The organism is Nitrospirota bacterium, assembly GCA_016212215.1.
Lineage (GTDB): Bacteria > Nitrospirota > 9FT-COMBO-42-15 > HDB-SIOI813 > HDB-SIOI813 > JACRGV01.
On record JACRGV010000046.1, the window covers coordinates 1 to 15,942 of the forward strand.

The window sequence follows — 15,942 nt, forward strand, 5'->3', positions numbered from 1 at the left end:
GATATTTTATCTCTCAAGTTCATCGGCTCTCCTTTTGTGTGGTATTTTTTAACAAACATATTCTACCAAAAGGAGAGCAATTTTACACCAAATAAATTCAGAAAAATTCACTTATTTTATTACTTTTGCAAGAGCCTCATAAGAAATAATAAATATATTCCAAATTATTGATTATTGACAATACTTATCAAAGTTGTTAGGATACTTCCCGAACGTAACAAGGTTGATTGTGTTTTGTAACGTTATTAACGGGCGGATAGCTCAATTGGGAGAGCGCAGCCCTTACAAGGCTGAGGTCACAGGTTCGATCCCTGTTCCGCCTACCATTGAATTTTAATTTTTTATGCGGGGTCGTAGTTCAGCACGGTTAGAACGCCTGCCTGTCACGCAGGAGGTCGCGAGTTCAAGTCTCGTCGGCCCCGCCATTTATCCTTCAACCCATCAGTTTTTTAATAACCGGAAATGTTATTAAAAATGATGGGTTTTTTAATAGATGCCTTTATCAGGTAACATAGAATCTGAACTCTTTAAACTGATACTTTCAGCAGGGATAGTTGCAAAGATAGTCCTGCTGATCCTCTTTCTGTTTTCAATCTTTTCATGGGCAATTATATTCTACAAGTTCTTTCAGATTCGAAGGACTGAAAAGAATGTTGCGGATTTCCTGGGAATCTTTTCTAAGATAGACAGTATCCATCAGATTGACCCTTCCATTAATGAAAAGGGAGATAACCCCCTTATGAATATCTTTAAAGAAGGCCGCACGAAATTTGAAGAGATAAATAGGGGTAAGGAAGGACTGAATATTATAAGAAGGAGACTAAGGGGTGTTATTGAGGGAGAGGTTACTTATTACGAGGGTTATCTGCCGTTCCTTGCGACAACAGGGAATGTGACACCATTTATAGGACTCTTCGGGACTGTTTGGGGCATTATACATGCCTTTCAGCAGATTGGTTTACAGGGGACAGCAAATATTGCAGCCGTGGCACCTGGTATTGCTGAGGCCCTGATAACTACAGGTATCGGGCTTGCAACAGCTATCCCTGCTGTTATCGGATATAACTACTTACTGAGCCGGGTGAGAAAGCTCACTACAAGGATGGATATATTTGCAGATGAAATGTTATCAATGCTGGAGGCGGAGGGAATATCTACTGAGCAGAAGCCAGAAGTCAAAAGCAAGAAGTAAGAGGTAAGATTGCAATGGAATCATCCTTCGACAAGCTCAGGATGACACAACCCCACCCTCACCCTGACCCTCTCCCTGAGGGAGAGGGGGCTATGAGAATTCCCTCCCCTTCAAGGGGAGTGTTAGAGCTTGCCCCCGAAGTAGTAATCGGGGGGTGGGGATGGGTTTTTAGGGTAACTCATTATGCACGATATTGGTGAAACAGGCGGGGAAGGCAGGCGGCACAGGTTATTGAGTGAGATCAATATGGTACCGTTTATTGATGTGGTGCTTGTGTTGCTGATAATATTTATGGTCTCAGCCCCTCTTATGTATCGCGGGATTGATATTAACCTGCCTAAGTCATCTGTTAATACCATTAAGCCGGGACAGAGGGTAGTGATTACGGTTGACAGGGAACATAGAATTCATGTAGATAACAATCCGGTTTCATTAAGCAGGCTTGAGCAGGTGCTTCTTCAAAAAAAGGAGACTGGGTCAGATACTACCGTATATCTGAAGGCAGATAAAGATGTGCCTTATGGGACTATCATTGAGGTAATGGATACTATTAAAAGGATAGGTATAGATAAGCTCGGAATGGTTACAGAGCCGCTTTCAGATTTAAAATAAGGCAGAGATAATTAAGGATGAGTAGTAATATGGATATTATGCTCAGGAGCGGGCAAGAGTTTAATTTAAAATGGACATTCTCTATTTCCTTAATCTTCCACATCCTTATATTGTTTTCCCTTCTATCTTTTAACTTATTTACAAAGAACGGTTCTTATGACAGGATGTATAAACCTTTTACTACTGTGCAGGTAAATCTTGTAGATGGTCCGGCTGTCGGTTTATCGAATACTAATCATGAGAATATCTCAGTTAGCAGTAAGCAGTCAGCAGTAAGCAGTGGGAAGCAGGAAATCAAAATCGAGAAGCAAGAAGTAAGAAGTCAGAAGCAAGAAGCAAGAATCAAGAAGTCAGAGACAGGAAAACCACATGAAGATGCAGTAATAAAATCCGGTACTATCCCACCGCTTGAAATTAAGAAACAGGGTGAAGAAGCAGCAGCTCAGGGTTCTGAAGTTAGAAACTCCCCCGCCTCTGTTCAAACCGGACTTGCGTCTAAAGGGCCTTCGGGTACACAGGAGGCTAAGCTGACAACGCCATGGTCGAATAGTATAACCGGAGGTATAACAGGCGGTATAGCGGGGACAGCAGGGCCGGCAGTAGATGTGCCTGATTTTAAATATGACTATTATCTTGGATTGATAAAGAATAAGGTGGACAACAGGTGGAATCAACCTGTAACATATTCCCATGTTAAAAAGGCTGTTGTGGAGTTTACGATTCAGAGAAACGGCAGGATTGACAATGTTAGGGTCTTCGAGTCGTCAGGAGATACCTATTTTGACCAGACTGCTGTGAGGGCGGTTTCTGTATCAGCCCCTTTCCCGCCTCTGCCAAAAGGATATAAGGAAAATTTTCTCAGGGTGAGGTATAAGTTTATATTTGAAAAAATAGGTAAGGGGTAAGAGGAAGTTAGGCTGAAGTAAGAAGGAAATCCCTTCCCTTTATAGGGAGAGGGCATCAAATATAGATTCCCTCTCCCTCAGGGAGAGGGTTAGGGTGAGGGTGGGGATCTAACGCATGAAACAAACAGTACATACATGGCTCTTATTCTTATTCCTCACCGTTATTCTCTCAGGAATCTCTTTTGCTGAGGATGTTTATCTGGAAACTACAAAGGGTGAGGCAGAGAAGATTCCTGTGACAATTGTCCTTAAAGGGGATGACCATGAATTAATTGCTGAGATAAAGGGGATACTTGAGGCAGACCTTGAGAGGTCTTCATATTTTAACCTTGTGAAGAATGATGGGATAGATATTGATGTTAGTGCTTCAAAGTTAAATGAAAAGGCCGGCGGACAGGTAGGCTCGTTAAGCGTAGAGTCTTTGATAGTTGCAATGATCTTACGGGAAGACAGGGTTATCAAGATGGATGGGAAACTCTTTGAAACAGGCGGCGGAGAGTTGATCTTTTCAAAGAGATATGTAGGAAATAATAATCTAATACGCAGGCTTGCCCACAGGTTTGCTGATGAGATTGTATTCAGATTAACAGGGGAAAAGGGGATTGCACAGAGCAGGATCGTTTATTTATCCGACAGAACGGGGCAGAAGGAGCTATACATCATGGATTACGATGGCTCTTCCTCTAAAATGATTACAGGTAATAAGTCTTTAAACCTTTCTCCTTCATGGTCGCCTGATGGGAGGTTGATAGCATATACATCTTACAGGGATGGTAACCCGGATATTTATGTTGTAGATTTAACCACAAGTATGAGATGGCGGGTAACGGATTATCAGGGTCTTGATATATCACCGGCATGGTCGCCTGACGGTAAGCGGCTGGCTTATGCCTCAAGCAGAGATGGAAACTCGGAGATTTATACCTCTGATAAAGAGGGGAAGGATTTGAAGAGGATTACGTATATGCGGGGAGAAGATGTGTCTCCGACATGGTCTCCCACAGGGGAAGAGATTGCATTTACTTCAGACAGGGGAGGAAGTCCTCAGATATATATTATGAAGACGGATGGTACGAATATACGGCGTCTGACATTTAAGGGGGAGTATAATAGTGACCCTGCATGGTCTCCAAAGGGGGATAAGGTAGCGTTTGCATGCAGGCGGGGGGGAGAATTTAAGATCTGTACTATCGGCCCGGACGGCAGTAAGCTAAGGGAGATAACAGGCGGGGGCGGCAGTGATGAATCGCCGTCATGGTCTTCTGATGGGAAAAAGATAGTGTTTGCATCTTCAAGAAGTGGAAAGTGGAATATTTATGTAATGAATGCAGATGGAAGTAATATAGAAAAATTAACAGGCAAAGATGGAAACAATATGGGTAACAACTTGGGACCGGATTGGTCTCCTAATTAAGTGGAGGGATTTTGAATGGATATGTTGAAAAAAGGAAGAGGAGTTGTAATTACATTATTAGTAATGCTTTTTGTATTCAGCAGTTGTTCAAAGAGGGTAACAACTGTAGATAAATTATCTCCTGATTCTAAGGCTTCACGTTCAAATAAGATAAAGACAAGTACAATTGTGAATATAGAAAAGCCGTACATTAATAATGAGACAGAAGAGGTTATTACGGAGCCGCTTACCATGCTTAACCCTGATTTAATGGAAAAGGACATTAACAGCAGAGAGACGACAGAATGGGGTGATAAAAATAATGGAGAAAATAAAGATACATCATGGTTGATTAACTTGAAAGATGTATTCTATGATTATGATGCTGTGACATTGAAGGATGAGGATATAAAGACCCTTGACAATAACGTGTCATGGCTATCGAAAAAAGGTTCTGCTATTATACGGGTTGAAGGTTATGCTGATGAGCGTGGAACAAACGAATATAATCTTTCTCTCGGTGAAAAGAGGGTAAATATTGTAAAAAGATACCTGATTGCACGCGGTATTTCTCCTGACCGTATTGAGGTAATAAGTTTTGGAGAAGAGAAGGGATTTTGCTCAGAACATACTGAAGATTGCTGGGTGCAGAACCGGAGAGGGCATTTTGTCATAGCAGGGGAGTAGAGGAAAGAAGTAAGAGGCAAGAAGTAAGATGTAAGAGGCAAGAAGCAAGAAGTAAGAAGCAAGAAGTAAGAAGTAAGAGGCAAGAGGCAAGAAGCAAGAAGTAAGAAGTAAGAAGCAAGAGGTAAGAGGCAAGAAGTAAGAAAAGACTAAAACATTCTCCACGTTAGAAAAGGAAAACGAAAATCCCCCCCTTTTTTCAAGGGGGGGCATGGGGGGGGTGATTGTCGGATGAACTCCCATGAACCGAGGGTTCACAAAGGGCCATGAAAATCAGCGGGACAAGAAAGTCCCGCCTATCCTCGTTGATATGGATAGGCGGGGTTTTCTTACCCCGCCGGAAGGGATTGTCGGATGAACTCGGTTAGAAAGGAATTTGTGATGAGGAAGGTCCTGTTATTTGCGATAGGGATAATGATGGTTACTGTCTCCGGCTGTGCAATGCAGGCAGACATGCTGGATATGGAAAATGAGGTTAAGATTATGAAGGGGATGCTTCTGGAGATGCAGAGAGATGTGACTCAGCTTCAGAAAGCCAATCCGGTTCAACAGCAGGAGCGTTCAGGCGAGCAGACAAAGGAGGATATGGAAAGGTCGGCCAGATATGAACGGTCTGAAGGAAAAACAAAAGAGGCTATTGAGGCATTACAAAAGAATCAGGCCAATTTTGAGATCAGGTTTGACCAGTTGTCTACAGATGTGCAGGTAATACAGGGCAGTCTTGAAGAAAACAGCCATAAGGTTATGGAGTTGTCGGAGAATGCGGATAACCAGGATGCAGCAGTTGAAGAATTAACAAGAAAGGTTGATCAAATAGAGTCAACACTAAAAGAAATTTCTGCGGCCTCTGTTAAGCTTTCTTCCGACAATGAGCAGTCCCCTCAGCCTGCCGCAGTGCAGCCGCCAACACCTCCTTCTGAATTGTATAATCAGGCATTTAAAGATTATGTTGCAGGTAATTATGAGATTGCAATTACAGGATTTACAAATTATCTGAGTCAGGCTCAGGACGGCAACCTTGCACCTAATGCAATGTACTGGATTGGTGAGAGTTATTACAGCAAGGGCGAATACGAGAATGCTGTTAAACAATTTAAGAAGGTTACTGATGAATATCCAAAAAGTGATAAGGTAGCAGGGTCATTTCTGAAGATTGGCTATGTCTATGAAAAGATGGGGGATAAGGATATGGCAATAGTGTATTTTAAAAAAGTTGTTGAGCAATTCCCCAACGCGCATGAGGCATCCCTCGCAAAGGTAAAGCTAAGTGAAATAAAATGAAGAATTTAAATTTATTCCATGCCTGACAGAATCAAACATCTTACACAAGAACTTGCTAATCAGATTGCAGCCGGTGAGGTAGTAGAGCGGCCTGCAGCAGTAGTAAAAGAACTCATAGAAAATTCTATTGATGCTGGTGCATCTCAAATTATTATAAGGATAGAAAAGGGCGGGGCAAGACTGATTTCAGTTGCAGATGACGGTATCGGCATGAGCAGGAATGATGCCATCGTTGCATTTGACAGACATGCAACGAGTAAAATATCTGCTAATGAAGACCTGTTCAATATTCATACAATGGGATTCCGTGGTGAGGCCCTTGCAAGCATAGCGTCTGTAGCACGTGTAAGCCTTAATACCCGTGAGAGGCATGAGATAGCAGGAACATTCATTGAGATAGAAGGCGGAAGGCTGATTAAGAGTACAGACACCGGGTGTCCTGAAGGGACTGAGATAGAGGTCAGGGATTTATTTTTCAATGTCCCGGCAAGGAAGAGTTTTCTCAAAAGTCAGAATACAGAGAATGGACATATCCTGAGTATCGTTACCCATAATGCCCTTGCAAACAAGGGATTACACTTTACGCTTTATGATGTAAACAGGGATAATAAACCTGTACTTGATTTTCCTCCTGTAAAGAGTCTTGAAGAAAGGGTATTTCAGATATACGGAGAAGATGCATCAAAAGACCTTGCTTTTATCTCTTTTAATACTGAAGGATATAGTATTTACGGACTTGTATCCAGACCGTATCATATTTTTAAGAATAAGGAGAATCAGATATTTTTTGTAAATAAGAGATACATAAAGAATCCGGCCCTGTCACATGCTGTTCAGCAGGCTTACATGGATTTAATTCCCGGTGATAAGCATCCTATGGTGATCCTTTTTATTGACATGGCCCCTGCCTTAGTAGATGTCAATGTCCATCCTTCAAAAAGGGAGGTAAGGTTCAGGGACAGCCAATATATTCATAATCTTGTCATTGATGCAATAAGGGGTTCTCTCAGGACAAAGAAAATCCCTGTAACAGGGGAGATTTCAAAGAATGATGAAAATGAGCGGGACAAGAATGTCCCGCCTATCCTTCAAGGAATAAATGAAAACGGGTGGGACAAGAATGTTTCTTCAATCCTTAATTTGTACCCGGATAGGCGGGGTTTTCCAACCCCGCCGGAGAGATATTCAAATGCACACGAGGGATTTGACAGGTCCTTTCATGTTCAGGAGATCCCAGCCGGACCATCAATAAGGATTCTGGGGCAGATAGGTGTGCTGTTTATTATTACAGAGATAGATGGTGAGTTGAATATAATTGACCAGCATGCCGCGCATGAGCGTGTTATATATGACAGGCTGAAGAGAGGCTATCAGAACGGCAGAAGCGATGCCCAGTATCTGCTGATACCTGAGACTATTGAATTAAGTCTTGATAAAGTTCAGATACTGATTCAATATATATCCTTCTTAAATAAAATAGGATTTGATATAGAGGAGATGGGCGGCAGGTCTTTTATAATACGGTCTGTCCCGGCTGTTTTTTCAGGAGAAGATATAAAGGTATTGCTTACAGATATGATCTCTGAGATTATATCAGGTGATTATGCACCGGGAGATGACATGAGGTTAACTGTCTTTGATGATGTTATAAAGGCGGTACTGAGCAGAAAGGCGTGTCATTCTGCTGTCAGGGCAAACGGATTACTCTCATCAGCAGAGATGGCAATACTCGTAAAAGACCTTCTGAATACTGAGATGCCGTATACCTGCCCACACGGCAGGCCGGTGATAAGGAAGTTCTCGTTTAATGACCTTGCAGGGATGTTTGGAAGGAAGTGATATGGAAACCCCACCCTCACCCTGATCCCCCCTCCTGCCTCCCCCCGCAAAAGAGGGTGGAGGGATTTGGAAGGAATTTAATTGCAGCTCTCCCTGAGGGAGAGGAAATTTCCCTTCCCTGCAAAGGAGAAGCTAGGATGTCTTTCTTGTGTTCTCTCCCCTTCAAGGGGAGGGTTAGGGTGGGGATGGGGTTTTAGGGTGAGCCAGACAAACAGTGAAACAGGACGAAGCAGAGAAAAAAGGCCGCTCATTGTAATTGCAGGGCCTACAGCAACAGGTAAGAGCGCCCTTGCGGTGTATCTGGCAAAACTCTTTGATACTGAGGTCATAAGCGCTGATTCCATGCAAGTATATAAAGGTATGGATATCGGTACTGCCAAACCGACTGCTGAAGAGATGCAGGGTATTCCCCATTACATGATAAGCATAGTTGAGCCGGACAGGGGATTCAGTGTCGGTGAATATGTTAGAAAAGCAGGGCCGGTAATTGAAGGGATTTACGATAGAGGTAAGATACCCATAATAGCAGGCGGTACCGGGCTTTATATACGGGGGCTTGTTGATGGGTTGTGTGATGCACCTGCGGCAGATGCTGAATTCAGGAAAAGGTTATTTGAAGAGGAGGAACAGTTCGGGAGAGGACATCTCCATAAAAAATTAAATGAGATTGACCCTGTTTCTGCCGGAAGGGTAGAACCTAATGACACAATAAAGATTGTCCGGGCCTTGGAGGTGTTTGAAAAATCAGGTATCCCAATGTCAGAGATACAGAGTTCTCATGGTTTTAGAGAAAATCGTTATCACCCGATTATGGTCGGTCTTACCATGGAACGGGGTGAATTGTATAAAAAGATTGAAGAACGGGTGCAAAATATGGTAGAACAGGGGATTGAAAATGAAGTGAGGGGTTTATTGCATAAGTATGGATATTCTGCCCCGCTCCGGAATGGGCTTGGGTACAAACAGTTTGCAGGGTATATAAATGGTATGTATGGCAGGGATGAAGCAGTCAGCCTGCTGAAGAGGGATAGCAGGAGATATGCAAAGAGGCAATTTACCTGGTTCAGAAGGGATGTGAGGATACAGTGGTTTTCTGTAAAGGAGGATCAGTCACATTTTAAAGAAATAGCAGAAGCGGTCGGAAGAAAGAAGCAAGAAGTTAGAAGCAAGAAATAAGATGTAAGATGCAGGAAGAAACCAATTTGTGTCATGTACTGAAAGGAGCGGATTATGAGCAAGTCTACAATCAATCTTCAGGATCAATTCTTAAATCACCTTAGAAAAGAGAGGACTCCTGTTACTATTCATATATTGAATGGTACTAAGATTACCGGTGTTATAAAAGGATTTGATAATTTCAGCATTCTTCTGAAAGGAGAAAATCAGCATCTTATTTACAAACACTCTGTAGCCCTGATAGTTCCAAAGAAGGCGATAAAAGATTTTGATTTAAGAGGGGAACAGGCAGAAGAGAAAAAGCCGGAAGAGATTAAAATGAACGAAAAGAATCCTGATGTGAAAAGTGCTGAGGAGGTTGTAAATGCCTGATATAGAGATCGGTGTTATTGGCGGAAGCGGTTTGTACAAAATGGAAGGGCTTGAACATGTTGAGGAGATAGCTGTTGATACGCCATTCGGCAAACCTTCAGACAAATACATTGTCGGTGACCTGATGGGTAAGAGGGTTGCCTTCCTGCCGCGACACGGGAGGGGACATAAGATTCAACCTACAGACCTGAACTTCATGGCCAATATTTATGGGATGAAAAAACTGGGCGTGAAGAGGATAATATCCGTGAGTGCTGTCGGCAGTATGAAAGAGGACCTTCACCCTAAGGATATTGTAATACCGGACCAGTTTTATGATAATACAAAGCATCGGGTCAGCACATTCTTTGGTGACGGTATCGTTGCCCATGTTTCGGTTGCGGACCCTGTGTGTCCTGACCTTGCGGCTGTTCTTTATAAGGCAGCAGTAGGTGTTGGGGCAAAGGTTCATAAGGGCGGCGTTTATTTGTGTATAGAAGGCCCTCAGTTTTCTACCAGGGGAGAGTCTCTGATCTACAGGAAATGGGGGGTTGATGTTATCGGGATGACTAATGTTACTGAGGCAAAACTTGCACGTGAGGCTGAGATATGCTATTCAACTATAGCACTTGTCACAGATTATGACTGCTGGCATCAGGAGGAGGCGGATGTTACAACAGATGCCATTATTGAGATATTGAATCAGAATGTAGAGACCTCAAAAAAGATAATAAAAGAGGCCCTAAACAATCTATCAGATGACCGTACCTGTGTATGTTCACACGCAATGAGTAATGCCATACTTACTGCCCGTGAAAGTATTGCACCGGAAACAAAGGAGAGATTGAAGGAGATTATTGGGAAATATACTAATTAAGCAAAATATAATAACAAACATAAATTCCCTCTCCCTCAGGGAGAGGGGTAGGGTGAGGGTGGGGTTTCATTTGAAATAAGGAGGTTGTATGAGTTTACTTGTAGTCGGTTCGGTTGCATTTGACAGTGTTAAGACGCCGTTTGGTGAGGCAGAGGAGATACTTGGAGGGTCTGCAACGTATTTCTCTACAGCGGCGAGTTATTTTACTGACGTGAATCTTGTTGCTGTAGTAGGAGAAGATTTTCCTGCTCAGCATGTAACCTTCCTTAAAAGCCGGGGGGTTAATACAGAAGGGCTTGAGAAGCAGGCAGGGAAGACATTCAGGTGGAAAGGTGAGTATGGTTTTCAATTGAATGAGGCTAATACGCTTGAGACACATTTGAATGTATTTGAGACATTCAAACCCGCAATACCTTCATCTTATAAAGATTCCGATGGGGTCTTTCTTGCAAATATAGACCCTTCTCTTCAACTGGATGTTTTAAAGCAGGTAAATTCACCAAAGATTATTGCCTGTGACACAATGAATTTCTGGATATCCGGAAAGAGAGAGGCACTGATAGATACACTCAAGCATGTAGATATTCTGATTATCAATGACGGGGAGGCAAGACAACTTGCAAAAGAGCCTAACCTTGTTAAAGCAGCGAAGGTAATTTGTTCTTATGGGCCTAAGCATCTAATTATAAAAAGGGGAGAATACGGGGCGCTGATGTTTAACTCAAACAGCATATTTGCAGCACCTGCATATCCGCTTGAGAGTGTCTTCGACCCGACCGGCGCAGGTGATAGTTTTGCAGGCGGATTCATGGGATATTTACTGAACACAAAGAACTTCAGTGAGGCCAACATGAGACAGGCAGTGATATTCGGCAGTGTCATGGCATCATTTGTTGTAGAGGATTTCAGCCTGAACAGGATCAAGGCACTTGATTATAAAGAGATAATGCAAAGGTACATGGAGTTTAAACAACTGACACACTTTGAAGAGCCGGGAGAGGTGTTTAAACAGTAAACAGTGAGCAGTAAGCAGTAAGCAGACAGAGGCAAGAAGGAAAAAAAGAGACAAGAAAAAGAGTCTCAGAATTCCATCCCTTGAAAGGGATGGTCACAAAAACTTCAATTCCCTCCCCTTCAAGGGGAGGGTTAGGGTGGGGATGGGGTTATATCACATGAAAAAAAATAAATTGATCCTGCTGAGTCTTCTGATCTCAATGTTCCTCATCACTTCCTGCGGTTTTACGCAGTCAAGGGTAAAGAGGGAGCGGGAGGCGGAGGTACATTATAAATTAGGTTGGGCATTTCTTAATGAGAATAACCTGCAAAAGGCTTATGTTGAGTTTCAACAGGCCATACAATTAAATCCTGATGATAAGACATATTATTATGCTATGGGTTATGTTTATGTAAATATTGGAAAGTTGAAGGAGGCGGTTGAGGCGTATACTATTGCAATAAAAATAGACCCTGCGTATGGAGAGGCATACAACAGCCTTGGTGCAGTTTATGGAAAGATGGAGAAATGGGATGAGGCCATAGATGATTACAAAAAGGCATTAAGTGTTCCTGAATATCCGACACCACAACTTGCACACTACAACCTTGGATACGCATATTATAGCAAAGGGGATTATAATAATGCTGTTCTGGAACTAAAAGAGGCAGCAAGGCTCCAGCCTGAGATGACATTGTTTCAGATATGGCTCGGAAATACTTATGTGAAACTCGGCAAGATTGATGAAGCTAAGGCATCTTTTGAAAGTGTTAAAAAACTTGATCCGGCAAATTCAGAAAGCTATTATAACCTTGGGCTTATATATCTGAAAGAAGGCAATAAAGACGAGGCATTGGGGGCATTTAAGAAGGTAATTGAAATCGCACCTAAGAGCAGTGCGGCTTCAGATTCTATGAAATATATTGATCTATTGAAAAAATGAGCAACATGACATCAATTTCCTTTGCAGAGGCAGAGGTGAAACAGGAAAACAGGAAAGAAAACGAGACAATAGGGACTTATCTCAAGAGGGTAAGGACTACCTGCGGCCATACCCTTGAGGATGTGGCCCAGGTAACAAAGATAAATATAAGATACCTTGAAGCCATAGAGAATGATGAATTTTCAAAGATTCCAGGAGATACGTTTCTAAAGGGATTCCTTCGTTCATACTCAAGATTCCTTAATATAGATGAACATGAAATTACAGGTAGATTAAAGGAGAAAAACAAGGCTGAATCAAACACTCTAAAAATCCATACACATGAGGAATATAAGAAAAATAAGGGTAACGGAATAAGGGTTACTCCGAAGAATATAAAAATAATCCTGACATCAGCAGGAGGTTTGGTTGTAATCTTATTGCTCGTTTTATTTTTTAGCAGCGGGAGGGAGACAACAACCATACAAAGTTCTAAAAATATCCATGCTCCTTCAGTCTCATTATCGGATGAACCGGTCATGAGCGGGGCGCACACAAAGGATGATGACAATTCCCTCCCCTTCAAGGGGAGGGGTAGGGTGGGGATGGGGTTGTTTTCGGGTGAAGCTAAGCAGAGACAGCCGGTTCCTGTTTCCACACAGCCTGTGGCTATGAAAGTTTATGCAAAAGAGCTTACATGGATGCAGGCCAATATTGACGGGAATAATATTCAGGAGAAACTTCTCAAACCTGGAGAAGAGGTATCATGGAATGCTCAGGAAAAGATTATTTTAACCGTCGGTAATGCAGGCGGTATTGACATGGAGATAAACGGAAAGAAACAGGAACCTCTTGGAAAGAGCGGCGGGGTGCTGAAGGGGGTAGTTGTTACAAGTGCAGGGGTATTGAGATAGTCTGAAGGTTGATAGGCTTAAGATAGAAGAAAGAAGTAAGAAGTTAGAAGCAAGAAATTAGAGGTAAGATGCAAGAAGTTAGAATAGAATTGAGATTTGCAATATGTGGAAGGGTATACTACCTTTGTTCCCCTCTCTCGATGGGGGGGCTATGAGTATTTTGAATGAAATGTCAATGAGCGAGTTACTTAAATCGATTGATGAAAATTCCCTCCCCTTCAAGGGGAAGGGTAGGGTGGGGATGGGGTTGTTTTCGAATGTATGACAACAACTTACTCCACGCTGCTGTTCAATATGTTATAGAGACAGGAAAAATAACTCCTCCCATCGGCATCATAACCGGTTCCGGTTGGGATGTTACAGGGATATTAGATGAGATAATTGAAATCCCTTATGAAAAGATTCCAGGGTTTCCCTGTCCCTCAGTAGAAGGACATAAGGCGAAACTTGTTACAGGGAAATATAAAGGATCAGATATAGTTATTTTACAAGGGCGGGTGCATTATTATGAAGGATATGACGTTGAAGAGATAACCTTTCCGGTTAAAGTATTATCAGGGCTTGGTGTTAAATATTTAATCATTACAAATTCAGCAGGCGGCATCAATCCCATATTTAAGCCTGGGGATATTATGGTTATTACAGATCACATAAACATGATGGGCATAAATCCTTTGCGGAGTGCTGCCGGAGGAGAAGGTAGAACGATATTTATTGATATGTCAGAGGCGTATGATAAAGAGCTCATTAATACAGCCCTTGAAGCAGGCGGCAATACGGATTTATCAGTACACTGCGGCATACTTGCAGCAATGCAGGGACCGTCCTATGAAACCCCTGCTGAGATACAAATGCTCAGGACATTAGGTGCAGATGCAGTCTGCATGTCCACTGTACCTGAAGTCATAATGGCAAGATACCTCAGCATGAAAGTGTTGGGCTTATCCATTATCACCAATCCCGCTGCCGGAATAACAGATGTTGTTCTGACACATGAAGACGTAATAAAAACTGCAGCATCCGCCGGCAAAGACGCCTGTTTGATAATAAAGGGTGTCATGGCGAACATATCACAATAAACCCGCCGGGGTAGCTCAATGGCAGAGCAACGCATTCGTAATGCGTAGGTTGTGGGTTCGATTCCCGTTCCCGGCTTCAATTATTTTAGCTTTTAATAAAGAGGGTAACTGATGAAAATTAAGGAACAGACATTGAAGGAGTTGGAAACATTAAGCCCGTCCGAGTTAAATATAGTTTATGATCTGATACTTTCACTGAAGAGCAAGATGAGCAGGAAGCAGATTGAAAAGCCTCATCAGGCATATAAAAGGGTAAGAGATATTTTGAAGGTATGTAAGGGGACACTGAGTAATGATATTATCCTGTCAAGGGAAGACAGAATATGAAGTTGTTTTTTGATACCTCTGCGTTAGTCAAATTTTTTCATGAGGAAGAAGGTACATCTCAGGTATCAGCCCTTATTGAATCAGACGATAATAATATCTGGATATCAGAGCTTGCAAGGGTTGAATTCATAAGTGCCTTATACCGTAGAGTGAGGAACAAAGAGATAACAGAAGACCAACTGACAGAAGCACTGTCAGGGTTTACTGAGGAACTGACAACTTTTAATTGTGAGCCATTTGGTCATGCAGTAATAACAGAAGCTGAGTCATTATTAAAGCAATATGGTAAAGCCCATGGATTAAGAACCCTTGATGCATTACAACTTGGTGTTTTTTCTATAATCGCAGAGAAGGACTGGGTTTTAGTTTCTGCCGATAGCAATCTTTGCCGAGTTGCCCAGTTACAGGGATATAAGACGATTAATCCTGTGCATGGTATTCAAAATGAAAGCAAAGATAAACAGGATTGATGAAACTTGTTAATGAAAAAATATTTTGGGTTAATATCTACTTTGGTGTAAGGGATTTTATCATTTGTCTCAGGGCTAAATTTATGAGGCTTCCACATAACCTCACCATAAGGGAATTTACAGACATATTTATAAATTGACCTTTCAAACCTATCTTCCGTGATTTCTGCCATCTCTTCCAGATAGCTTCTATCTACAGATGAATAAGTTGTCAGGTTAAACATATCGATGCCCATAAATCCCTCTTCACACATATTGCAAGGTACTACTTTGCCGGTGATTACACATATTGCAAGGTACTACTTTGCCGGTGATTAACCGGCAAAGACTGAGACATAATCGTTTCAATCATACTTATGCCGATGTTTTCCCGCTGTATTGCAGACGGGAAAACATCGGCTAATCTATATGCCATGAGGTTATCCAAAAATTCATTCCCCAAAAATAAAAAAAGCCGAGATAGCAGTTGAATTAATCAACTCCCAATCCCGGCATTTTGTCTTCTAAGAGACCTATCGCCCTTTAGATTTTAATTATGTCTTCAATAATAGAGTATTAAAAAGTCACACTTGTAACACACTATATATCTTTCAGTTTTGCTATACTCTAATATAGTTGCTTTCGTGATGGCTGTGTAACCTGGTCTATCTTTCCTAACTTTTTCATTACAATTAGGACATCTTCCATTTGGAAGGAGATGATGAATTTTCTTAGCTGTGTTATCCATTATGAGTCCCCTTTTAAATATCTTACTTCTTCTTGAGTTCCTTAATAATTTCGTTACATGTCGAGTTTCAACAAAATTCCCCACTTAGTATCAAAACAATTCCCCAGATAGTTTCAGAACAATTCCCCACTTTTTCTATTAAACGATGCTGTAAGATTTCCTCTTGATATTAACAAACAGGAGGGGGCTTATGGCAAGA

17 protein-coding genes and 3 tRNA genes are annotated in these 15,942 nt (G+C 41.9%); 19 read left to right on the plus strand and 1 reads right to left on the minus strand.

Going from position 1 to position 15,942, the window contains the following annotated elements; translation table 11 throughout:
- Positions 1-250: 250 nt before the first annotated feature.
- From HZA08_04115 to HZA08_04205, 19 genes are all read left to right on the plus strand, one after another.
- Positions 251-326 (plus strand) — tRNA-Val (locus HZA08_04115).
- Positions 327-347: 21 nt separating this feature from the next.
- A tRNA-Asp gene (locus tag HZA08_04120) sits at positions 348-425 on the plus strand.
- A 68-nt stretch (positions 426-493) separates the two neighbouring features.
- Positions 494-1,192 carry a MotA/TolQ/ExbB proton channel family protein gene (locus HZA08_04125; GenBank protein ID MBI5192616.1) on the plus strand — a complete coding sequence of 233 codons (699 nt, stop codon included), beginning with the start codon at positions 494-496 and terminating at the stop codon, positions 1,190-1,192.
- Between the two features lie 183 nt (positions 1,193-1,375).
- Complete coding sequence (locus tag HZA08_04130) at positions 1,376-1,804, plus strand: biopolymer transporter ExbD (protein MBI5192617.1); 429 nt, start codon at positions 1,376-1,378, stop codon at positions 1,802-1,804.
- Between the two features lie 17 nt (positions 1,805-1,821).
- Positions 1,822-2,709, plus strand: coding sequence for a TonB family protein (locus tag HZA08_04135; protein ID MBI5192618.1), 888 nt, complete (start codon positions 1,822-1,824; stop codon positions 2,707-2,709).
- A 115-nt stretch (positions 2,710-2,824) separates the two neighbouring features.
- The gene (tolB, locus tag HZA08_04140; GenBank protein ID MBI5192619.1) at positions 2,825-4,123 is read left to right on the plus strand and encodes a Tol-Pal system beta propeller repeat protein TolB; all 1,299 of its coding nucleotides are present in this window, start codon (positions 2,825-2,827) and stop codon (positions 4,121-4,123) included.
- Positions 4,124-4,138: 15 nt separating this feature from the next.
- The gene (locus tag HZA08_04145) at positions 4,139-4,789 is read left to right on the plus strand and encodes an OmpA family protein (GenBank protein MBI5192620.1); all 651 of its coding nucleotides are present in this window, start codon (positions 4,139-4,141) and stop codon (positions 4,787-4,789) included.
- Between the two features lie 351 nt (positions 4,790-5,140).
- Positions 5,141-6,067: a tol-pal system protein YbgF gene (gene ybgF / locus HZA08_04150; GenBank protein MBI5192621.1), complete on the plus strand. Its 927-nt coding sequence runs from the start codon at positions 5,141-5,143 to the stop codon at positions 6,065-6,067.
- An 18-nt stretch (positions 6,068-6,085) separates the two neighbouring features.
- Positions 6,086-7,906: a DNA mismatch repair endonuclease MutL gene (mutL, locus tag HZA08_04155; GenBank protein ID MBI5192622.1), complete on the plus strand. Its 1,821-nt coding sequence runs from the start codon at positions 6,086-6,088 to the stop codon at positions 7,904-7,906.
- A 198-nt stretch (positions 7,907-8,104) separates the two neighbouring features.
- Positions 8,105-9,082 carry a tRNA (adenosine(37)-N6)-dimethylallyltransferase MiaA gene (miaA, locus tag HZA08_04160; protein MBI5192623.1) on the plus strand — a complete coding sequence of 326 codons (978 nt, stop codon included), beginning with the start codon at positions 8,105-8,107 and terminating at the stop codon, positions 9,080-9,082.
- Between the two features lie 54 nt (positions 9,083-9,136).
- Positions 9,137-9,454 (plus strand): RNA chaperone Hfq, encoded by a 318-nt coding sequence (hfq, locus tag HZA08_04165; GenBank protein ID MBI5192624.1) that lies wholly within the window; start codon positions 9,137-9,139, stop codon positions 9,452-9,454.
- Positions 9,447-10,310: an S-methyl-5'-thioadenosine phosphorylase gene (mtnP, locus tag HZA08_04170; GenBank protein ID MBI5192625.1), complete on the plus strand. Its 864-nt coding sequence runs from the start codon at positions 9,447-9,449 to the stop codon at positions 10,308-10,310. The genes hfq and mtnP overlap by 8 nt, the downstream gene beginning before the upstream one ends.
- An 88-nt stretch (positions 10,311-10,398) precedes the next feature.
- Positions 10,399-11,325, plus strand: coding sequence for a sugar kinase (locus HZA08_04175; protein ID MBI5192626.1), 927 nt, complete (start codon positions 10,399-10,401; stop codon positions 11,323-11,325).
- Positions 11,326-11,482: 157 nt separating this feature from the next.
- Positions 11,483-12,247, plus strand: coding sequence for a tetratricopeptide repeat protein (locus tag HZA08_04180; protein ID MBI5192627.1), 765 nt, complete (start codon positions 11,483-11,485; stop codon positions 12,245-12,247).
- Positions 12,244-13,140 carry a DUF4115 domain-containing protein gene (locus tag HZA08_04185; protein ID MBI5192628.1) on the plus strand — a complete coding sequence of 299 codons (897 nt, stop codon included), beginning with the start codon at positions 12,244-12,246 and terminating at the stop codon, positions 13,138-13,140. The genes HZA08_04180 and HZA08_04185 overlap by 4 nt, the downstream gene beginning before the upstream one ends.
- A 257-nt stretch (positions 13,141-13,397) precedes the next feature.
- The gene (locus HZA08_04190; protein MBI5192629.1) at positions 13,398-14,219 is read left to right on the plus strand and encodes a purine-nucleoside phosphorylase; all 822 of its coding nucleotides are present in this window, start codon (positions 13,398-13,400) and stop codon (positions 14,217-14,219) included.
- A gap of 4 nt (positions 14,220-14,223) precedes the next feature.
- A tRNA-Thr gene (locus HZA08_04195) sits at positions 14,224-14,295 on the plus strand.
- A gap of 35 nt (positions 14,296-14,330) precedes the next feature.
- Positions 14,331-14,546, plus strand: coding sequence for a hypothetical protein (locus HZA08_04200; GenBank protein MBI5192630.1), 216 nt, complete (start codon positions 14,331-14,333; stop codon positions 14,544-14,546).
- Positions 14,543-15,016 carry a type II toxin-antitoxin system VapC family toxin gene (locus HZA08_04205; protein MBI5192631.1) on the plus strand — a complete coding sequence of 158 codons (474 nt, stop codon included), beginning with the start codon at positions 14,543-14,545 and terminating at the stop codon, positions 15,014-15,016. The genes HZA08_04200 and HZA08_04205 overlap by 4 nt, the downstream gene beginning before the upstream one ends.
- Here HZA08_04205 and HZA08_04210 read toward each other — a convergent pair.
- Positions 14,986-15,252 carry a hypothetical protein gene (locus tag HZA08_04210; GenBank protein MBI5192632.1) on the minus strand — a complete coding sequence of 89 codons (267 nt, stop codon included), beginning with the start codon at positions 15,250-15,252 and terminating at the stop codon, positions 14,986-14,988. The genes HZA08_04205 and HZA08_04210 overlap by 31 nt on opposite strands.
- Positions 15,253-15,942 lie beyond the last annotated feature (690 nt).

What these genes read in the sequence shown, in the direction of transcription:
- HZA08_04125 (MBI5192616.1), top strand. Translation starts at nt 494, where the DNA reads ATGCCTTTATCAGGTAACATAGAATCTGAACTCTTTAAACTGATACTT.
- HZA08_04130 (MBI5192617.1), top strand. Translation starts at nt 1,376, where the DNA reads ATGCACGATATTGGTGAAACAGGCGGGGAAGGCAGGCGGCACAGGTTA.
- HZA08_04135 (MBI5192618.1), top strand. Translation starts at nt 1,822, where the DNA reads ATGAGTAGTAATATGGATATTATGCTCAGGAGCGGGCAAGAGTTTAAT.
- tolB (MBI5192619.1), top strand. Translation starts at nt 2,825, where the DNA reads ATGAAACAAACAGTACATACATGGCTCTTATTCTTATTCCTCACCGTT.
- HZA08_04145 (MBI5192620.1), top strand. Translation starts at nt 4,139, where the DNA reads ATGGATATGTTGAAAAAAGGAAGAGGAGTTGTAATTACATTATTAGTA.
- ybgF (MBI5192621.1), top strand. Translation starts at nt 5,141, where the DNA reads ATGAACTCGGTTAGAAAGGAATTTGTGATGAGGAAGGTCCTGTTATTT.
- mutL (MBI5192622.1), top strand. Translation starts at nt 6,086, where the DNA reads ATGCCTGACAGAATCAAACATCTTACACAAGAACTTGCTAATCAGATT.
- hfq (MBI5192624.1), top strand. Translation starts at nt 9,137, where the DNA reads ATGAGCAAGTCTACAATCAATCTTCAGGATCAATTCTTAAATCACCTT.
- mtnP (MBI5192625.1), top strand. Translation starts at nt 9,447, where the DNA reads ATGCCTGATATAGAGATCGGTGTTATTGGCGGAAGCGGTTTGTACAAA.
- HZA08_04175 (MBI5192626.1), top strand. Translation starts at nt 10,399, where the DNA reads ATGAGTTTACTTGTAGTCGGTTCGGTTGCATTTGACAGTGTTAAGACG.
- HZA08_04180 (MBI5192627.1), top strand. Translation starts at nt 11,483, where the DNA reads ATGAAAAAAAATAAATTGATCCTGCTGAGTCTTCTGATCTCAATGTTC.
- HZA08_04185 (MBI5192628.1), top strand. Translation starts at nt 12,244, where the DNA reads ATGAGCAACATGACATCAATTTCCTTTGCAGAGGCAGAGGTGAAACAG.
- HZA08_04190 (MBI5192629.1), top strand. Translation starts at nt 13,398, where the DNA reads ATGTATGACAACAACTTACTCCACGCTGCTGTTCAATATGTTATAGAG.
- HZA08_04200 (MBI5192630.1), top strand. Translation starts at nt 14,331, where the DNA reads ATGAAAATTAAGGAACAGACATTGAAGGAGTTGGAAACATTAAGCCCG.
- HZA08_04205 (MBI5192631.1), top strand. Translation starts at nt 14,543, where the DNA reads ATGAAGTTGTTTTTTGATACCTCTGCGTTAGTCAAATTTTTTCATGAG.
- HZA08_04210 (MBI5192632.1), bottom strand. Translation starts at nt 15,252, where the DNA reads ATGGGCATCGATATGTTTAACCTGACAACTTATTCATCTGTAGATAGA.